This is a genomic window from Bradyrhizobium sp. 1(2017) (genome assembly GCF_011602485.2).
Lineage (GTDB): Bacteria > Pseudomonadota > Alphaproteobacteria > Rhizobiales > Xanthobacteraceae > Bradyrhizobium.
Genome location: NZ_CP050022.2, coordinates 1828564 through 1844283 on the forward strand (window position 1 = coordinate 1828564; position 15720 = coordinate 1844283).

The window sequence follows — 15720 nt, forward strand, 5'->3', positions numbered from 1 at the left end:
CCATGCTGGAGAATGAGCCGGGCACGGGAACGGAGGGCGGGCTGAAGCGCTGGCTCGAGGGCATCGGTCTCGGCCATTACACCGATCTTTTCGCGCAGCACCGTCTCGATCTCGACGTCATGGCGGACCTGACCGAGCCGGATCTGGTCGAGCTCGGATTGCCGCTCGGCGATCGCAAGCGGCTTCAGCGGGCGATGTCGGCGCTGTTTCAGGCTGAAACGGCCGAAGTGGCGCCTGCGCAAAAGCGGGCGGAGGTCGGCGCGGAACGGCGCCAGCTGACGACCATGTTCTGCGACATGGTGGATTCCACCTCGCTCTCGGTGCAGTTCGATCCGGAGGACGTGCGCGACATGATCGCGAGCTTCCGCGAAACCTGTGTCCGCGTCGTCAAGCATTACGAAGGCTTTGCCGCCCGTTTCGTCGGCGACGGTATCCTTGTCTATTTCGGCTATCCGACCGCACATGAGGACGACGCCGAGCGTGCGGTGCGCGCCGGGCTGGAGATCGTGCGGGCGCTGTCGAGCGCGAGGGCGATCGAGCCGCGCGGTGCGCTCAGCCACTCGCCCGCCGTCCGCATCGGGATCGCGACCGGTCTCGTCGTGGTCGGCGATCTCGTCGGGCAGGGCACCGAAGAGCGCGACTCCGCGGTCGGCGAGACCGTCAATCTCGCCGCGCGCCTGCAAGGGCTGGCGCCGCCCAATGGCGTCGTGATTTCCGCCTCGACCCAGTCGCTGCTGAAGGGGAAGTTCGAATTCCGCAATCTCGGCGTCCACGAACTGAAGGGCATCTCCGAGAAGGCACAGGCCTGGCACGTGATGCGCGCCTCGCGGGTGGAGACTCGCTTCGCCGCCGCCATGGGCACGCGGCTGACCCCGCTCGTCAACCGCGAGGAAGAGATCGCGTTGCTGATGGGGCGCTGGCAGCAGGCCAAGGACGGCGACGGCCAGGTCGTCGTCAAGTTCGGCGAGCCCGGCATCGGCAAGTCGCGCATCATCCAGGAAATCTTCGAGCGGATATCCGGCGACCGCCATGGGCAGGTCTCGCTCCAATGCTCGCCTTACTACACGTCCACGGCGTTCTATCCGTTCGCCGAGCAGCTCAAATTCACGCTCGGCCTCGACCGCGAGGATTCCTCCACGCTGTCGCTGAGTGGCCTCGAGACTGCGATCGCCGCCGCGCATGGCGACGTCGAGCAGGTCGCGCCGCTGTTTGCCGCGCTGCTGTCCATCCCGACCGGCGACCGCTATCCGCGGCTCGAACTGTCGCCGCAACAGCAGAAGGACGCGACCGTCGCGGCGCTGGTCAATCACTTGCTGGGCCTTGCGCGCGAGATGCCGCTGGTGATCGCGTTCGAGGATCTGCATTGGATCGACCCGACCTCGCGCGAGGTGATCGACCTGCTGGTCGACCGCGTGCAGAACCGGCCGGTCCTGGTCATCGTCACCGCGCGTTCCGAATTCCAGCCGAGCTGGAACGCGCATTCGCACATCACCACCCTGGTCCTGAACCGCCTGAGCCGGCAGCTTCGCACGACGCTGGTCGAACGCGTCGCCGGGCGAGAGCTGCCCAAGGAGGTCGTCGAGGAGATCATCGTCAAGACCGACGGCGTGCCGCTGTTCCTGGAAGAGCTCACCAAGACCGTGCTCGAATCCAATCTCCTGACCGAGCGGCACGGGCGCTACGTGCTGTCGGGCCCGTGGCGGCAGCTCGCGATCCCGGCGACGCTGACCGACTCGCTGATGGCGCGGCTGGACCGGATGGGGCCGTTCAAGCGGATCGCGCAGATCGGCGCCACCATCGGCCGCGAGTTTTCCTACGAGACGCTCCATGCGGTCGCCAACACGCCCGCCGAACAGATCGAGGCCGCCCTCAATCACCTGGAGGAGGCGGGGCTGATCATGCGGCGCGGTCATCCGCCCGAGGCGCTCTATTCCTTCAAGCACGTGATGATCCAGAACGCCGCGCATGCGAGCCTCCTGCACAGCGAGCGCCGCAAACTGCATTCCCGGATCGCCCAGGTGCTCGCCGAAATGTATCCGGAGAAGACCGAGCGCGAGCCGGAGCTGCTTGCCCATCACCTGACCGAATCCGGTCAGAGCGAGGGGGCTGCCAGCTTCTGGCTCAGGGCCGGCAAGCAGGCGGCCAAGAGCGGCGCCAATCTGGAAGCGATCGGTCATCTGCGCCGCGGCCTCAGCGTCGTGCAGGCCAATGCGCGCATGCAGGGCGCCGACGAAATGGAGCTCGAGCTGCGCATTGCGCTCGGCAATGCGCTGATCGCTGCCAAGGGCTATGCCGTGCAGGAGGTCGAGGAGAATTACATCCGCGCGCTCGAGCTCGGCCAGCAGCTCGATGACGACGAAAAGGCCTTCGCCGCCACGCGCGGGCTCTGGGTATGCCATTTCATCCGCGCCGATCTCACGCGCGCGCACGATCTCAGCGTCGAGCTGTTGAGATTTGCCAAGCGAGAGCGGCTGAACCAGCGCACGCAGCCGGCGCAGCAGACCGGCTATCTGATCGAGGCGCACCGTTCGATCGCGATGACCATGCTGTATCGCGGCCGCTTCGCGGCCTCGCAGCATCATCTGCATCGCTGCATCAACCTCTACAGCCCCGATCTGCACTCCGACCTGATGGAGCGCCACGGCATCGATCCCGGCGTCGTCTCGCTGTCCTATCTCGGCTATCTCCTGTGGTTCCTCGGCCGTCCGGACGCGGCGCGCCAGCACAGCGAGCAGGCGATCGCGAATGCCGAGAAGATCCGCCATCCGTTCACGCTCGCCTTTGCGCTCGTGTTCAGCGCTTATCTCTGCCAGCATCTGCGCGACGTCGAGGGCACGCGCGATCACGCCAACCGCGCCATGATCATCGCCACCGAGCACAATTTCCTGCACTGGAAGCAGCAGGCTGCGATCCTGCGCGGCTGGGCGCTGGCCCAGCTCGGCGAAGCCGACGAAGGCCTCAGCCAAATGCGCTTCGGCCTCGACGAGTACGAGGCGATGGATTCCTGGCTCGCCGGCTGCTGGTTCCGCTGCCTGCTGGCGGAGGCCTACGCCAAGGTCGGGATGCGCGATGCCGCCTTGCGCGCGCTGGACGGCGCGCTCGCGACTGCGAGACGGACCGGCGATCACTCCTACCTCGCCGAAGTCTATCGCCTGCAGGGCGAGATCACGCTCTCGGACGGCGATTCGGCATCGGTGCCGGAGGCCGAGGACATGTTCAGCCTCTCGCTGGAGATCGCGCGCAAGCAGGGCGCGCTGTCCTGGGAGCTTCGCACCGCCGTCAGCCTCGCGCGCTTGTGGTACGAGGCCGGCCGGCGCGAGCACGCAAGCCTGCTGCTCGTGCCCGTCGTCGGCAAATTCAGCGAGGGTTTCTACACGCCGGACCTGAAGCAGGCGATGCAGCTGGTCAACGAGCTCGGTGCGGACGCACTCGTCCGCGAGCAGGTCCATCCCTGACATGAGCGAACTTGCCGCCGCGCGTGCGCGTTATGTCGAGAGGATCGCGAAGCGGGAGCGGATTGCCTCCAAGCGCCTGCTCGACGCGCTCGCCGCCGTGCCGCGCGAAAATTTTCTGCCGAGGGGACCGTGGCGCATCAAGAGCGAGGCGGCGCGCAGCTATCGGGGAACGCCCGATGCCGATCCCGTGCATCTCTACGACAATGTGCTGGTCGCGATCGACGCGCGCCGCAGGCTCGACACCGGTCTGCCGAGCCTGTGGGCGCACTTCATCGATGTGCTCGACATCAAGGAGAAGGATCGTGTGGTCCAGATCGGCTGCGGGCTCGGCTATTTCTCCGCGATCCTGTCGAAGATGGTTGGGCCGAAAGGACGGGTGATGGCGGTCGATTGCGACGAGCGTCTGGCGTTCCGCGCCGCGAACTATCTTCGCCCTTATCGCAACGTCATCGTGTTTCATGGCGATGGATGTGAGGAGATCCGCGAGCGCGCTGACGTGATCATCATCCACGCCGGCTTCTCCTGTCCTCACCCGCTCTGGCTTCAGGCGCTTCGCCCGCGCGGCCGCCTCCTGGTGCCGATAACCCAGCGGGACCGCGAGGGCGCGGTGATCAAGATCACGCGCCGGGGCAGGGGCTTCGAAGCGGAAGCGGTGCAGCAGATCCGGATCTTCCCGGGCCGGGGCCGCGGTGTGACCGCGCTCGACGACCGTGTCGCCGACTGGTGGCAGCGCGCATCCGCTTTGGCGCCGCTGCGCTTTCGCGCGCTCGAGCAGGGTTTGCCGGCGGATGGCTAATGGTTCGTTGCATTTTACCTTGATTGCGAATGGACGTATCCAACGCGCCGTCAGGCGGCTATGACTGCGGCCTGACTGCCATCCGAGCGCGCCCATGCATTCCGTTGCCCTGCTGACCGCCAGCTACGCCAAGGATATCGAGCGCTTTTCGCTGCTCAGCGAGAGCATCGACACCTGGCTCTCGGGATATACGCGGCATTATGTTCTCGTTAACGATGAGGACGTGCCGCTGTTCGAGCGGTTTGCCTCCGACAAGCGCGTCATCGTCCCGGCGTCGCGTTACCTGCCGAAATGGCTGTTCGCGCTGCCGCCGGCCCTCCAGTTCGTCAGCAAGCGCCGCGTCTGGCTGTCGCTGCTGTCGTCACCGGTGCACGGCTGGCACATCCAGCAGATGCTGAAGATCGCCGGCGTCCTCAATGTGCCGGAGCAGCGTGTCTGCATCCTGGATTCGGACAATCTGTTCTTCCGCGAATTCGACGTCAGCGAATACGCCGGCGGCGAGAAGACGCCGCTCTTCGTCACGCGCGAGGCGATCGGCGCCGACCATCCGGTGCACGGCGTGTGGCTCCGCACCGTCGATCAGCTTCTGGGCATCGGGCAGCGTCGGTTCCCGGCAGATGATTATGTCGGCAACGCGCTGGTCTGGGACAAGGACACGGCGCATGCGATGACCGACGCCATCAAGTCGGCGACGGGCCTGAGCTGGGCTCTGGCACTGTGCCGGAAGAAGAAGTTCTCCGAATATCTGCTCTACGGCAACTTCGTCGCCCATTCGCCGAAGCATCTGGCAACCCATCAGGTCACGGAAGACAGCATCGCAGTCTCGCACTGGGACGACACGCCCCTCGACCGTCCGGCCATCGAAGCGATGATGCGTGCCGCCTCGCCCGAACAGGTCGCGCTCTGCATCCAGTCCTATTCGTCGACCTCGATCGACGACATCCGCGATGTGTTCCGCCTCTCCTCGCGCGACCGGCGCGCACCCAGCCTGTCGCCCGACCACATGGGCGATGCGTCCGAATTCGAGACGCCGAAGACGCGCTAAGGATTACGCGTCCTTCGTGAACTTGCTGATCACGTCCATGAACGGCTTCGGCTTGAATTCGCCGTCGAGCGGCAGCGGACGGTTCGGCTGCTTGTCCTTGCGGGCGAAGGTGCCGTTGATCCAGCTGTAGCGATCCGAGATGCCCCAGGTCAGAATCGAGCGCACCGGTCCGCTGGTCGAAACCGCCGTCAGCAGATCGTCGACGCGCTTGGCGACGATGGCGTCGCGCTCGGCCGGGCTTCCCGCTAGCTTCTGATCGTCGACGTCGAGCTCGGTGACGAGCACCTCGAGGCCCCAGGACCGCAGCTCGGTGACGAATTCGGCGAGCCCGTGCGTGTCGATCTCGAGCTCGGCATGCAGATGCGATTGCAGGCCCACGGCGTGGAGCGGAACGCCCTGGTCGAGCAGGTCCATGATCAGGTGGCGGTACGCCGCGCGCTTGGCAATGAAGGAGTCCTTCGCCGATTCGATGTCGTACTCGTTGATCGCGAGCTTGACGAAGGGGTCGGCTGCGGCGGCGGTGCGGAAAGCCAGCGGAATCCAGCTATTGCCGAGATGCTGCGTCCAGAACGTGTCGCGCCGGTCGGTGACCTTCCTTGGATTGTCCGGAATCGGTTCGTTGACGACGTCCCACGACGTCAGCTTGTCCCTGTAGTAGGAGACGACGGTGCCGATGTGGTCGCGATACGCGCGCTCGACGCCTTTGGTGTCCTTGATCTGCTTGGTCCAGTCCGGGATGTCGTGATACCAGGCGAGCGCATGGCCGCGCATGGACAGGTCGTTCGCCCGCGCAAAATCCAGGATGGCATCGGCGCGCTCGAAAGCGAAAGTGTGCGCGTCCGGCCGCAGCATCGGCCATTTCAGTTCCAGCACCGGCACCACCTGGGTGCAATAGGTGCTGATGGCCTCACCGAGCCGCGGATCGGCTTGCAGATCCCAGAGCGTCGCGGCTGCTCCATAGCCCGGGCGGCGCTGGGAGAACTTCGAGGCCGGTGCGGCTGACGTCGATGCACCCGCCGCGAGCGTTGCGGCGCTGCCGAGCAGGAATTCGCGTCGGTCGAGCCTGGTCACGCGTGACGCTGCATCGCGGCTTCCGCGATCTCGTAGTAGTGAAGCGCGCCCTTCTCGAGCGTCAGATTGTCCAACACATAGTCGCGCGGCGCGAAGTCGCCGGCGCTGGCCTGCGCCCAGAAACGGTCCCAGCCGGAGGTGAAGCCGTCGGCATCGGTGAAGGTCATGCCGCAGCGCGCGTCGAAATACGGCACCGAAGACACGTTGCCCTCGTATCTCACCTTGTCCGGGAAATATTTCGGGTCCTGCCACGGCCCGCCGCGGTCCCAGGCGAACACGGGCACGCCGCTCGACAGCGCCTGCTGGCAGGCGATACCCTGGCTTTCGTGTTCGCAGAGGAAGACCATGCTGCGGCAACGCGCGAGCGCGGCCTTGTAATCGTCTTCCTTGTAGTGACCGTAGCGGATCACTTCGACGCTGCGGCCGCTGGCTTCGAGAGACTTTCGGATCGGCTCGATCAGCTCCGGCTCGTACCGCTCGTAGTCCCAGCGGACCTTGTCGTAGAGCAGCACGTCGACGCTTTTCTGATCCGCCGGCGCAGGTGTCCACAGATCGGTCTCGATGCCGACGGGCCAGGCACCGACATGCGGCCAGTGAGGACGGAACATGTCGGCATACCAGGCGCACGGCACCAGCACGCGCCTCACGTCGAGGTCCTTCAGATTTGCCGGTGCGTCGATCGGATGGTCATACATGGCGACGCCGAGCAGGATCGGGTTCTTCCATTTGAACCAATCGAGCACGAAGGGCCGTCCGATGATGCAGGCCAGTTCCTCGGGGTGCTTCCGGATATAGCGATAGTCATTGACGCGATAACTGATGCCGAGCCGATCGAGGCCTGCGCACAGATTGAGCAGGACGCGCCGCTGTCCGCTGATGAAGGACTTGCCCAGCAGCAGACGCCGCAGCAGCGGCCGGAGGTGACGGTCGCCGGGAAACCAGCGGTCGTCCCGTTCCTCGAAGAAGAGGTTGAGCACCATCCTGTCGCGGCCCGTGCGGCCGGCATTCGCCGGAAGCATGGGCGCGTCGGCACCGCGATGCGGCAGGCAGGCCGGTTTCGCCCGTGTTCGTTCGGCAACGTCCATGTCGGTCACATCAGCGCATCAAAGGAGTCGGGCGACGTTTCGCTATCATTGCTTCTTTTCTGTGATCCCGGCGGACCCTACAAGGACAGGGCAAATTTAACGCTAACGCGCGATAACCGCGCGGTCGTTCCATTCGCGGTCCGATTTGCAGGCTTATGCGGCTATCCTCTTAGTGCCAGCGGCGTTGGTCCGATTGTCACGCCCAGCCGTCTTAACGTTCCGTTAATCCTGATCGCCGCCCACGGTCCCGTGTTCGCATGCTGAACCGCCATTTCTCGATCTATCTGGTCGCCTACATCCTGCCTGCGGCGGTGGGATTCTTTGCGGTCACGGCCTACACACGGCTGCTGTCGCCGGCGGAATATGGCGTCTATGTCGTCGGCATCAGCCTTGCCGGAATCCTGGGCGCGATCTTCTTCGCCTGGATCAAACTGTCGGTGTCCCGCTATCAGGCGATGTCTGCGGACGTCGACTTTCGCGGTACGGCGATGGTCGCCTTCGGCCTGACCGCGGCAATTCTCTGCGCGCTGACACCGCTGGTGTTCCTGTTCCGCAGCGACGTCAGCGTCGAGCTGCTGCTCGCCAGCATGTTCGTCGCGATCATGGCCAATGCGGTCGATGTCGGCCAGGAGTTCGAGCGCGCCAAATTGCGGCCCTATCGGTTCGCCGCGATCTCGATCGTGCGCAGCGTGGCGAGCGTCGGTTTCGGCCTGCTCGGCATCTGGCTCGGCTGGGGCGGCATCGGCCTGCTCGCCGCGTTCGGCCTCGGTTCGCTCACCGGCATCATCCTGAATCTGGTCGGCGACCGCACCAGGATCGCACGCTTCCAACGCGACCAGTTCATGCAACTCGCGCGCTATGGCCTTCCCTTGACACTGGCCGGGCTCTCCGTTGCGGTCTACTCGGCCTGCGACCGCCTCATTGTCGCTTATCTGCTCGGCAAGGACGCCGCCGGCATCTTCGGCGTCGCCGCCGATCTGCCGCGCCAGTTCATGGTCATGATCGCATCCAGCGTCGCCGCCGCCACCGTGCCGCTGGTGTTCCGCTCCCTGTCCGAGAAGAACGATGCGGTGACGCGGGAGCGGCTCACCGAAAGCCTCGAGCTGTTGCTCATCGTCGTCGCGCCCGTTGCGGTCTGGCTTGCGCTCGCCGCGGACCAGGTCGCCGGCACGCTCGTCGGCGTCGATTTCCGCGCCGGCGTGTCCGCGCTGCTGCCGACTTTGGTGCTCGCGCGCTTCTTCGGCATCGCCAATCAGTTCTATGTCCAGATCAGCTTCCAGCTCGCCGAAAAGCCCTTCATGCTGGCGGCGCAGTCCTTCCTCACGCTGGTGGTCAGCGTCGTCCTGATGGTCGCGCTGGTCGCGGGCTATGGCCTCTACGGTGCGGCGCTGGCGACCTTCGCGACCGAGGCGATCGGCTTCCTGGTTGCCGTCGTCCTGATGCACCGCGCCCACCCGGTGCCGTTCGACCTCCACCGCCTGGCCGGTGTTGCCGTCTCCGCCGCAGCGATGGCGGCCGCGATCCTGGTGGCGCGATCGCAAGCGGGCGGTACAGGTCCGGTGTCGCTCATCATCGTCAGCCTCGCCGGCGGCCTCGCTTACGCCGCCGCGGCCTGGCTGCTGAATGTCGCGAATGTGCGAACCTTGTCGCTGCGTTTGCTGCGTACGCTCAACCGCAGGGCGCTGGGCGTCTAGTCACGCCGGTGGCCGTGGCCTGCCGCCGGGCGCACCTGCGGCTAATTAACCGGACATTCTGCCGCAGCGGTCGAGGCCGGCTTTGGGCGAGCCCGGTCGGAGGCCGCCTTCCGCCTGTGCATGCGGTCGTATATGACAGGATTTGTCGCCGGAACGTGCCGAATCTCGCCACAGACGGAACGTAAGGCGGCTGCGGCTTCTTAATCCAGAGATCGCAAATTGATGTTTGAGCGACACCAGCGGGCCGGCAGTTCGACCGAGGATGGCATGAAAAACCGATCGACGACGACGCGATCCACCAGGGCGATGCGGCGTCGGGGGGCTGCCGGGATCATTGCGCTTGCAACTCTCGCCCTGTTGGCACCGGTGGTGCCGGCGACTGCGGCCAAGCAGGCCCGTCAGGCGGCCGAGGCGGTGGCCCAGCGTGTGGCCGGCGATCCCATCATGGCGATCGTGTCGATCAAGAGCCAGCAGGTCACGTTCTACGACGCCGACGGATGGATCGTGCGCGCGCCGGTGTCGACCGGCACCACGGGACGCGAGACGCCGGCCGGCGTCTTTGCCATCGTCGAGAAGGAAAGGGAGCATCGCTCGACCATGTATGACGATGCCTGGATGCCGCATATGCAGCGTATCACCTGGAACGGCATTGCGCTGCATGGTGGGCCGCTGCCGGGCTATGCCGCCTCGCATGGCTGCGTTCGGATGCCGTTCGGCTTCGCCGAGAACGTCTTCGACAAGACCTATATCGGGATGCGGGTGATCATCTCGCCCGAGGATGCGGTCCCGACCGAAATCTCCCACCCCTTGCTGTTCGTGCCCAAGCAGGAAGCCATTGCGGTGGCCCCGAGCCGCGTCGGCAAGCTCTCCACCGAGGCCGAGGAGGCCACACGAGCGGCCGACGAAACCAAGAAGGCCGCATCGGCAGCCGCGAAGGAGGCCACATCGCTCCCGGCGACGCTGCGCAAGCTGGAGCAGCAGAAGTCCCGCGCGGACGCCGAGCTCGCCTTCGCCGACAAGACGATCGCGAATGCGAAGACCGATCAGGCCCGCGCCAAGGCCGAGGAGCTCAAGCAGAAGGCCGTCACCAAGGCCGCGGACGCCGCGACGCAACTCGACGCCGCCAAGGCCACCGCGCAGCCGAAGCGCGACGCCGTCGCCGCCACGAAGGAGGCGGCCAAAGCTGCGGCGACCAGGAAGGCCGACGCGGTGAAGGCGGCGACCGACGCAAAGCTCGCGCTCGAGCCGGTCTCGGTCTATATCAGCCGCTCCACGCAGAAGCTCTATGTGCGGCGAAACACCCACAAGCCGGCCCCCGACGGCGGCGGCGAGGTGTTCGACACCAGCATCGAGGTCCCCGTCACGATCCGCAATCCCGACCTGCCGCTCGGCACGCACATCTTCACGGCGATGGCGAACACCAATACGGGCCTGCGCTGGAGCGTGGTCACGATCGAAAACGGCGACCAGGCCAGGCATGCGCTCGACCGGATCACCATTCCGCAGGAAGTGTGGGACCGCATCGGGCCGACCGCATTGCCGCGCTCGTCCATCGTCATCTCGGACGAGCCCTTGAGCAGCGAGACCAACTACCGCACCGAATTCGTCGCGGTGTTGAGCAACCAGCCGCAAGGCGGCTTCATCACGCGCAAGCCCACCGCGCCTGCCATGGTCGCGAGCGACGACGGCTGGGACAATGGCGGCAACGGCTTCGGCTTCTTCTACCCGCGCGATCCCTATGTGCAGCCGGCCAATCCGCGCCGGCGTGGCCAATACCAGTATTACCAATCGACGCAGCCGATGCAGCGGGGCTTCTGGTAACGAGGCTGAGCTGGCCTGCGGCCCAGGCTTACGGCCGCGCGGTGATCACCAGGGCCTGAATCTTGGCTTCGAGCGGTCCGGACCCGTGGCGCGCGCGGATCGCCTCGGTGACCGCGTCGGTTGCGGCCTGAAGATCGCCGCCCGTTCTCGCCTCGATCTCGGCGCGCAGCGGCGTGCCCTGGCAATAGGCGAACGCCACGAGGTCGGGCGTCGGTGCACGGCTGATGGCGGCTCGCGTCTCGATCGAGATATTGCCAAAGCCTGCGCGTTCGAGATCGGCCCGTATGATCGCCTGGTCGAAATAGCCGTGCGGTGTCCGCGCCATGAAGCGGGGTGGATCAGCGGGAAACAGCTCGCCGAGGGCCGTCGTGACGACGTCGGCGAACACGTTCTCCTCGATGCGGTCCCAGACGTTGAAGAGGAACGTGCCGCCGCCCTTCAAGACGCGCTTTGCCTCCGAAAAGCCCTTGACGCGGTCCGGAAAGAACATGGCGCCGAACTGACAGCAGACCACGTCGAACTCGGCCTCGCCGAACGGCAGCGCCAACGCATCCGCCTGGCGCCAGGAAATGCGATCGTCGCCCGCCTGACGCTTTGCTGCGACTGCCAGCATCGGCTCGTTGAGGTCGGTCGCAACGTAGCGGACCCCGCGCGGCAGCGCCGCCGCCACGGCGCGTGTCACGGCGCCGGTGCCGGCCGCGATCTCGAGCAGCACGGAGGGAGAGAGCGCGGCGACACGTCTTGCGATGTCGTCGGCATAGAAGGCGAAGATCATCGGGACGAGATGCTCGTCGTAGAGCTTCGGGATCGAGCCGGCGAAAACCTTGTCAGTGTCGGACATGCCTGCCTCGCTGAAGGTTCGGACGTGAGGCCCAACCTTAGCACGGATCGCCGCCTCATCGTGCGGGCAAACCGGCAAAGTCCGTGATCGAGCCTTACGATGTCCCGCCGCCAACCTCGCGGATCGGCCGTGTACCGTCCCAGTTCAGCGCGGCCTGCCGGACCTTCTCGAAAAACGGTCCCTTGGTGCCGCTGATGTCGGAGATCTCGATCACCGTGCCCGGATGGGCCTGGGTGTCGAAATAGGCAAAGCGCCCCTTGTCGCCGCCGATCTGGCCCTCATGGCCGATCCTGTAGCCGAGCCCGAGCGCCTTGTCGTAGAGCGCCTGGTAGTCATGGCTCCAGTAGGACATGTGCTGCAGGCCTTCGTGCCCGGCGTCGAGGAACTCCTTGTACAGCGAGGGCGCATCGTTGCGCTGCTGGATCAGCTCGATCTGGAGGTCGCCGGAATTGGCGAGCGCAATGCTCATCTCGACGGCCGAATCCTGGCCGCGATGCCGGAACCAGTCGGTCCTGACCCGATCCATGTAGTACCAGGGGCCGACGCCCATGATTTCGATCCAGTGCTTCATCGCGGCGTGGATGTCCCGCACCACATATCCGTTCTGGCGCACCGCGCCGAAGATGCGGCTCATGCCTGCACTCCTGTTTTTGTCTGCTCACTTGACCTCGATGCCAGCGTCCTTGGCAACCTGCTTCCAGGCTGCGATGTCGCGGGCGTTGATGTCACGCTGCTCGTCGCCGGGCACGAATTGCGCGGTGATGCCGAGCCCCAACAGCTTCTGCTTCACCTCGGCATCGCCGAGCGCGTCCTTCAGCGCCGCCGACAATTTCTGCGCGATCGGCGGTGCGAGGCCCGCGGGCGCATACATCGCCCAGGACAGGCTGCGGTCGAACGCCACGCCCTGCTCCTTGTAGCTGGCGATATCGCGCAGGCTCGGCGATCGCTCGCCGCAGGCGGCCAGCGCCTTGATCGAGCCGTCCTTCACCAGCGGCGTCGCCGTCGCCATGTCGAGCGTCGCCAGCGAGATGTGGCCGCCGAGCAGGTCGCCGGCCAATTTTGCGATGCCGTTGAACGGCACGTGATCCATCTTGATGCCGGTCTGCTGCATCAGGATTTCGGCACAGAACTGTCCGGTCGAGCCGACGCCCCAGCTGCCGTACTGCACCGGCTCGCCTTTCTTGGCGAGCGCGACCAGGCCCTTGATGTCGCTGGCGGGAAAGGTTTTGGAGGCCACCAGCATGATCGAGGACGTCCCGACGCGCCCGATCGTCGTGAAATCCTTGATCGAATCGTAGGGCAGTTTCGGATAGATCGCGGGGGCCAGCACATGGGTGGTCATGCCGCCGACGGTGATGGTGTAGCCGTCATTCGGCGACGTCGCGACCATCTGGGTGCCGAGCGTGCCGGCAGCGCCCGTATGGTTCTCGATATAGATGGTCTGTCCGAGCGTCTTGCCCATCTTGTCGGCGAGCAGCCGGCCGACCACGTCGCCGCCGCCGCCGGCCGCATAAGGCAGCAGCATCTTGATCTTGCGCGTGGGGTAGGCGGCCGGATCCTCGGCGCGGGCCGGCAAAGCTGCCGACAGCAACGCGAGCAGTGAGAGCGTGACGGTGCTGAGCTTCATGACAGTTTCCCCCTAATCCTCGAAACGAAAACGATAGGCCTCGCCGTGACGGATCACGCGTCCGGCGGTCGGTGCCGGAAAATGGCCGGTGAGCAGATAGCTCGGCGTGTCCGCAAGCTCTTCCAGTAGCGCCAGCCGGGTTGCGAGCGCCGCGGCCGGATCGACATCGGCGGCATTCGACAGCCAGGGCGCGGCGCACTGGATCGGATGATGGATGACGTCGCCCGACATCACCGCGTGATCGTGGCCGCCGTTGAGGTGGATCTGCATGTTGCCGGCGGTGTGGCCCGGCGCCGACGCGAAGCGCAGGGCCGCGTCGCGATCGTCGAACAGGCGATGATCGATCTCGACCAGCTCGGCAAGGCCGGCGGCAACCACCGGCAGCACGGAATCCTCGAACGAGCCGTGGTTCACCGGGCTCTTTGGCGCCGCATTGTGCGCCGCCTCGAAATGCCGATATTCGGCCCGGCCCATCAGATAGCGCGCGTTGGGGAAGGTCGGCACCCAGCGGCCGTCGATGAGCCGCGTGTTCCAGCCGACGTGATCGACATGCAGATGCGTGCACATCACGAAGTCGACGTCCTCAGGGGCAACGCCGAGCGCCCGCATGTTCTCGAGATAGGGCTGGTCGAGGTCGTTCCACGCCGGCACGCGCGGCCGCTTCTTGTGATTGCCGCAGCAGGTGTCGACGATCGCCGTCCAGCGCGGCGTGCGCACCAGGTAGGAATGATGGCTGAGGATGAAGCGGCCGCTCTCCGGCTCGATATAGCGGTGATCGAGCCAGCTCCGGTTCTCCGCGATCACCTCGTCGGTGACGTTGGCGAACAGCCAGCTCTTGTCGAAGGCGAGCGCGGGAATCTCGCTGACGAGATCGACCCGCATGCTGCCGATCCGCAACCCCCGCATCGGTCAGTTCTTCAGGAGGTCGCCGAACGGCACCCAGCGCGTGCCGTCGAAGCGGATGAGCTGGAGGCTCGTCATCGGCGTGTAGCGCTCGGGCGAGTTGTTGACCGCAGTGCCGTTGATCAGCATCGGCGGCCGCACGTCCTTCATGGTCGTGGCCTGCTTGAGGACGTTGGCGCGGGTGAGGTCGTTGCCCGAGGCCTTCAGCACCGTCACCAGCGTCTGCGCGATGGTGTAGCCATAGACGTTGAGCCAGTCGCTTTTGTTGGCGTCTGGCAGGTACTTGTCCATGAAGGCGACCCACTCCTTGTAGCCGGCATCGTCCTTGATCGCCGGGTCGGTCGAATCCTTCAGATACTGGCTGGAGATCACGCCGGTGGAATTGTCCTTGCCGGCCGGCTCCAGCACGCCGCTGATCGAGGCGGAGACGTTTGAGATGATAGTCACAGGCTTCCATCCAATCTCTCCGATCTTGCGGATCGCCTGCGCGGCGAACTTCGGCGTTGCCGCCACCAGCACGACGTCGGCGCCGGCGGTCTTCAGTTGCAGGATCTGGGTGTCGACGGTCGGCGCCGAGGTCTCATAGGCCGCGCGCGCCACGATCGCCTCGCCGCCGCCGAGCCCTTCCTCCAGTGCCTTCAAATAGTCCTTGCCGAGATCGTCGTTCTGGTAGAGCACGCCGACCTTCGCATGGGCGTGGCTCGCCTTGATGTATCTGGCGTAGGCGATGGCCTCGTCGCGGTAGGTCGGCTGCCAGCCGACGGTCCACGGAAAGTTCCTGGGATCGTCCCACTTCGCCGCGCCCGAGCCGAGGAAAAGCTGCGGCACCTTGCGGTCGTTGAGATATTTATGCACGGCGCTGTTGGTCGGCGTGCCGACGCCGCCGAAGATCAGCAGCACCTCTTCGCTCTCGACCAGGCGGCGCGTCTGCTCCACCGTCTTCGGCGGGCTGTAGGCATCGTCGGCGATGATCATCTGGATGCGCCGCCCGTTGACGCCGCCCTCGTCGTTCACCTTCCGGAAGTAGGCCTCTGCCGATTTCGCGATCTGCGCGAAGGCCGACACCGGCCCGCTCAGCGGCGCGGTGGTGCCGATCTTGATGGTCTTGTCGTCGGCGCCGGGATCGTACTTCCAGCTCTGGGCGGAGGCGGGGCCGGCTGCGAGCAGCGGCAGGAGGATGCAGGCCGCAGCCAGGCGAAGGCGGGCAAAGCGCGCCATGAAAATTCTCCCTGAAATTGCTCTCCGCTTCTCGATGGAGCGGAGTTGAAACGCGAGAACAGTGCCCCGAAGCGGAACTTGCGGGCCGCGACCGTCGCTGCCAGGATGGCAAACGAACGATCGTTCGTACGGTTGACTAACGAACGATCGTTCGTTAGTCAAGC

12 protein-coding genes are annotated in these 15720 nt (G+C 65.5%); 5 read left to right on the forward strand and 7 right to left on the reverse strand.

Annotated features, from left to right (window positions below; translation table 11 throughout):
* Positions 1-2: 2 nt before the first annotated feature.
* The 3 genes from HAP40_RS08790 to HAP40_RS08800 all read left to right on the forward strand — a co-directional run bounded on the left by HAP40_RS08790 (position 3) and on the right by HAP40_RS08800 (position 5296).
* Entirely contained in the window at positions 3-3455 is a 3453-nt protein-coding gene (locus tag HAP40_RS08790; RefSeq protein ID WP_166818181.1) for an ATP-binding protein, read from the forward strand.
* Position 3456: 1 nt separating this feature from the next.
* Positions 3457-4251, forward strand: a complete 795-nt coding sequence (locus HAP40_RS08795; RefSeq protein ID WP_166818180.1) for a protein-L-isoaspartate O-methyltransferase family protein — start codon at positions 3457-3459, stop codon at positions 4249-4251.
* Positions 4252-4345: 94 nt separating this feature from the next.
* The gene (locus HAP40_RS08800; RefSeq protein ID WP_166818179.1) at positions 4346-5296 is read left to right on the forward strand and encodes a DUF6492 family protein; all 951 of its coding nucleotides are present in this window, start codon (positions 4346-4348) and stop codon (positions 5294-5296) included.
* A 3-nt stretch (positions 5297-5299) separates the two neighbouring features.
* Here the strand turns inward: HAP40_RS08800 and HAP40_RS08805 are convergent, their stop codons facing one another.
* Positions 5300-6367 carry an endo-1,4-beta-xylanase gene (locus HAP40_RS08805; protein WP_166818178.1) on the reverse strand — a complete coding sequence of 356 codons (1068 nt, stop codon included), beginning with the start codon at positions 6365-6367 and terminating at the stop codon, positions 5300-5302.
* Positions 6364-7452: a glycosyltransferase gene (locus HAP40_RS08810; protein WP_166818177.1), complete on the reverse strand. Its 1089-nt coding sequence runs from the start codon at positions 7450-7452 to the stop codon at positions 6364-6366. Before HAP40_RS08810 ends, HAP40_RS08805 begins: the two co-directional genes overlap by 4 nt.
* Positions 7453-7709: 257 nt before the next feature.
* On the opposite strand from HAP40_RS08810, the gene HAP40_RS08815 reads away from it, so the two are divergent.
* Together HAP40_RS08815 and HAP40_RS08820 are read left to right on the forward strand one after the other, a co-directional pair.
* Positions 7710-9146 (forward strand): lipopolysaccharide biosynthesis protein, encoded by a 1437-nt coding sequence (locus HAP40_RS08815; protein ID WP_166818176.1) that lies wholly within the window; start codon positions 7710-7712, stop codon positions 9144-9146.
* A 267-nt stretch (positions 9147-9413) separates the two neighbouring features.
* Complete coding sequence (locus HAP40_RS08820) at positions 9414-10967, forward strand: L,D-transpeptidase (RefSeq protein WP_166818175.1); 1554 nt, start codon at positions 9414-9416, stop codon at positions 10965-10967.
* Positions 10968-10995: 28 nt separating this feature from the next.
* On the opposite strand, the gene HAP40_RS08825 is transcribed toward HAP40_RS08820, so the two are convergent.
* The 5 genes from HAP40_RS08825 to HAP40_RS08845 all read right to left on the reverse strand — a co-directional run bounded on the left by HAP40_RS08825 (position 10996) and on the right by HAP40_RS08845 (position 15556).
* Entirely contained in the window at positions 10996-11808 is an 813-nt protein-coding gene (locus HAP40_RS08825; protein ID WP_166818174.1) for a class I SAM-dependent methyltransferase, read from the reverse strand.
* A 94-nt stretch (positions 11809-11902) separates the two neighbouring features.
* Positions 11903-12442 carry a VOC family protein gene (locus HAP40_RS08830; RefSeq protein WP_166818173.1) on the reverse strand — a complete coding sequence of 180 codons (540 nt, stop codon included), beginning with the start codon at positions 12440-12442 and terminating at the stop codon, positions 11903-11905.
* Positions 12443-12466: 24 nt separating this feature from the next.
* Positions 12467-13435 carry a Bug family tripartite tricarboxylate transporter substrate binding protein gene (locus HAP40_RS08835; RefSeq protein WP_166818172.1) on the reverse strand — a complete coding sequence of 323 codons (969 nt, stop codon included), beginning with the start codon at positions 13433-13435 and terminating at the stop codon, positions 12467-12469.
* A 12-nt stretch (positions 13436-13447) separates the two neighbouring features.
* Positions 13448-14341, reverse strand: a complete 894-nt coding sequence (locus HAP40_RS08840) for an MBL fold metallo-hydrolase (RefSeq protein ID WP_166818171.1) — start codon at positions 14339-14341, stop codon at positions 13448-13450.
* A 3-nt stretch (positions 14342-14344) separates the two neighbouring features.
* Entirely contained in the window at positions 14345-15556 is a 1212-nt protein-coding gene (locus HAP40_RS08845) for an ABC transporter substrate-binding protein (RefSeq protein ID WP_166818170.1), read from the reverse strand.
* Positions 15557-15720 lie beyond the last annotated feature (164 nt).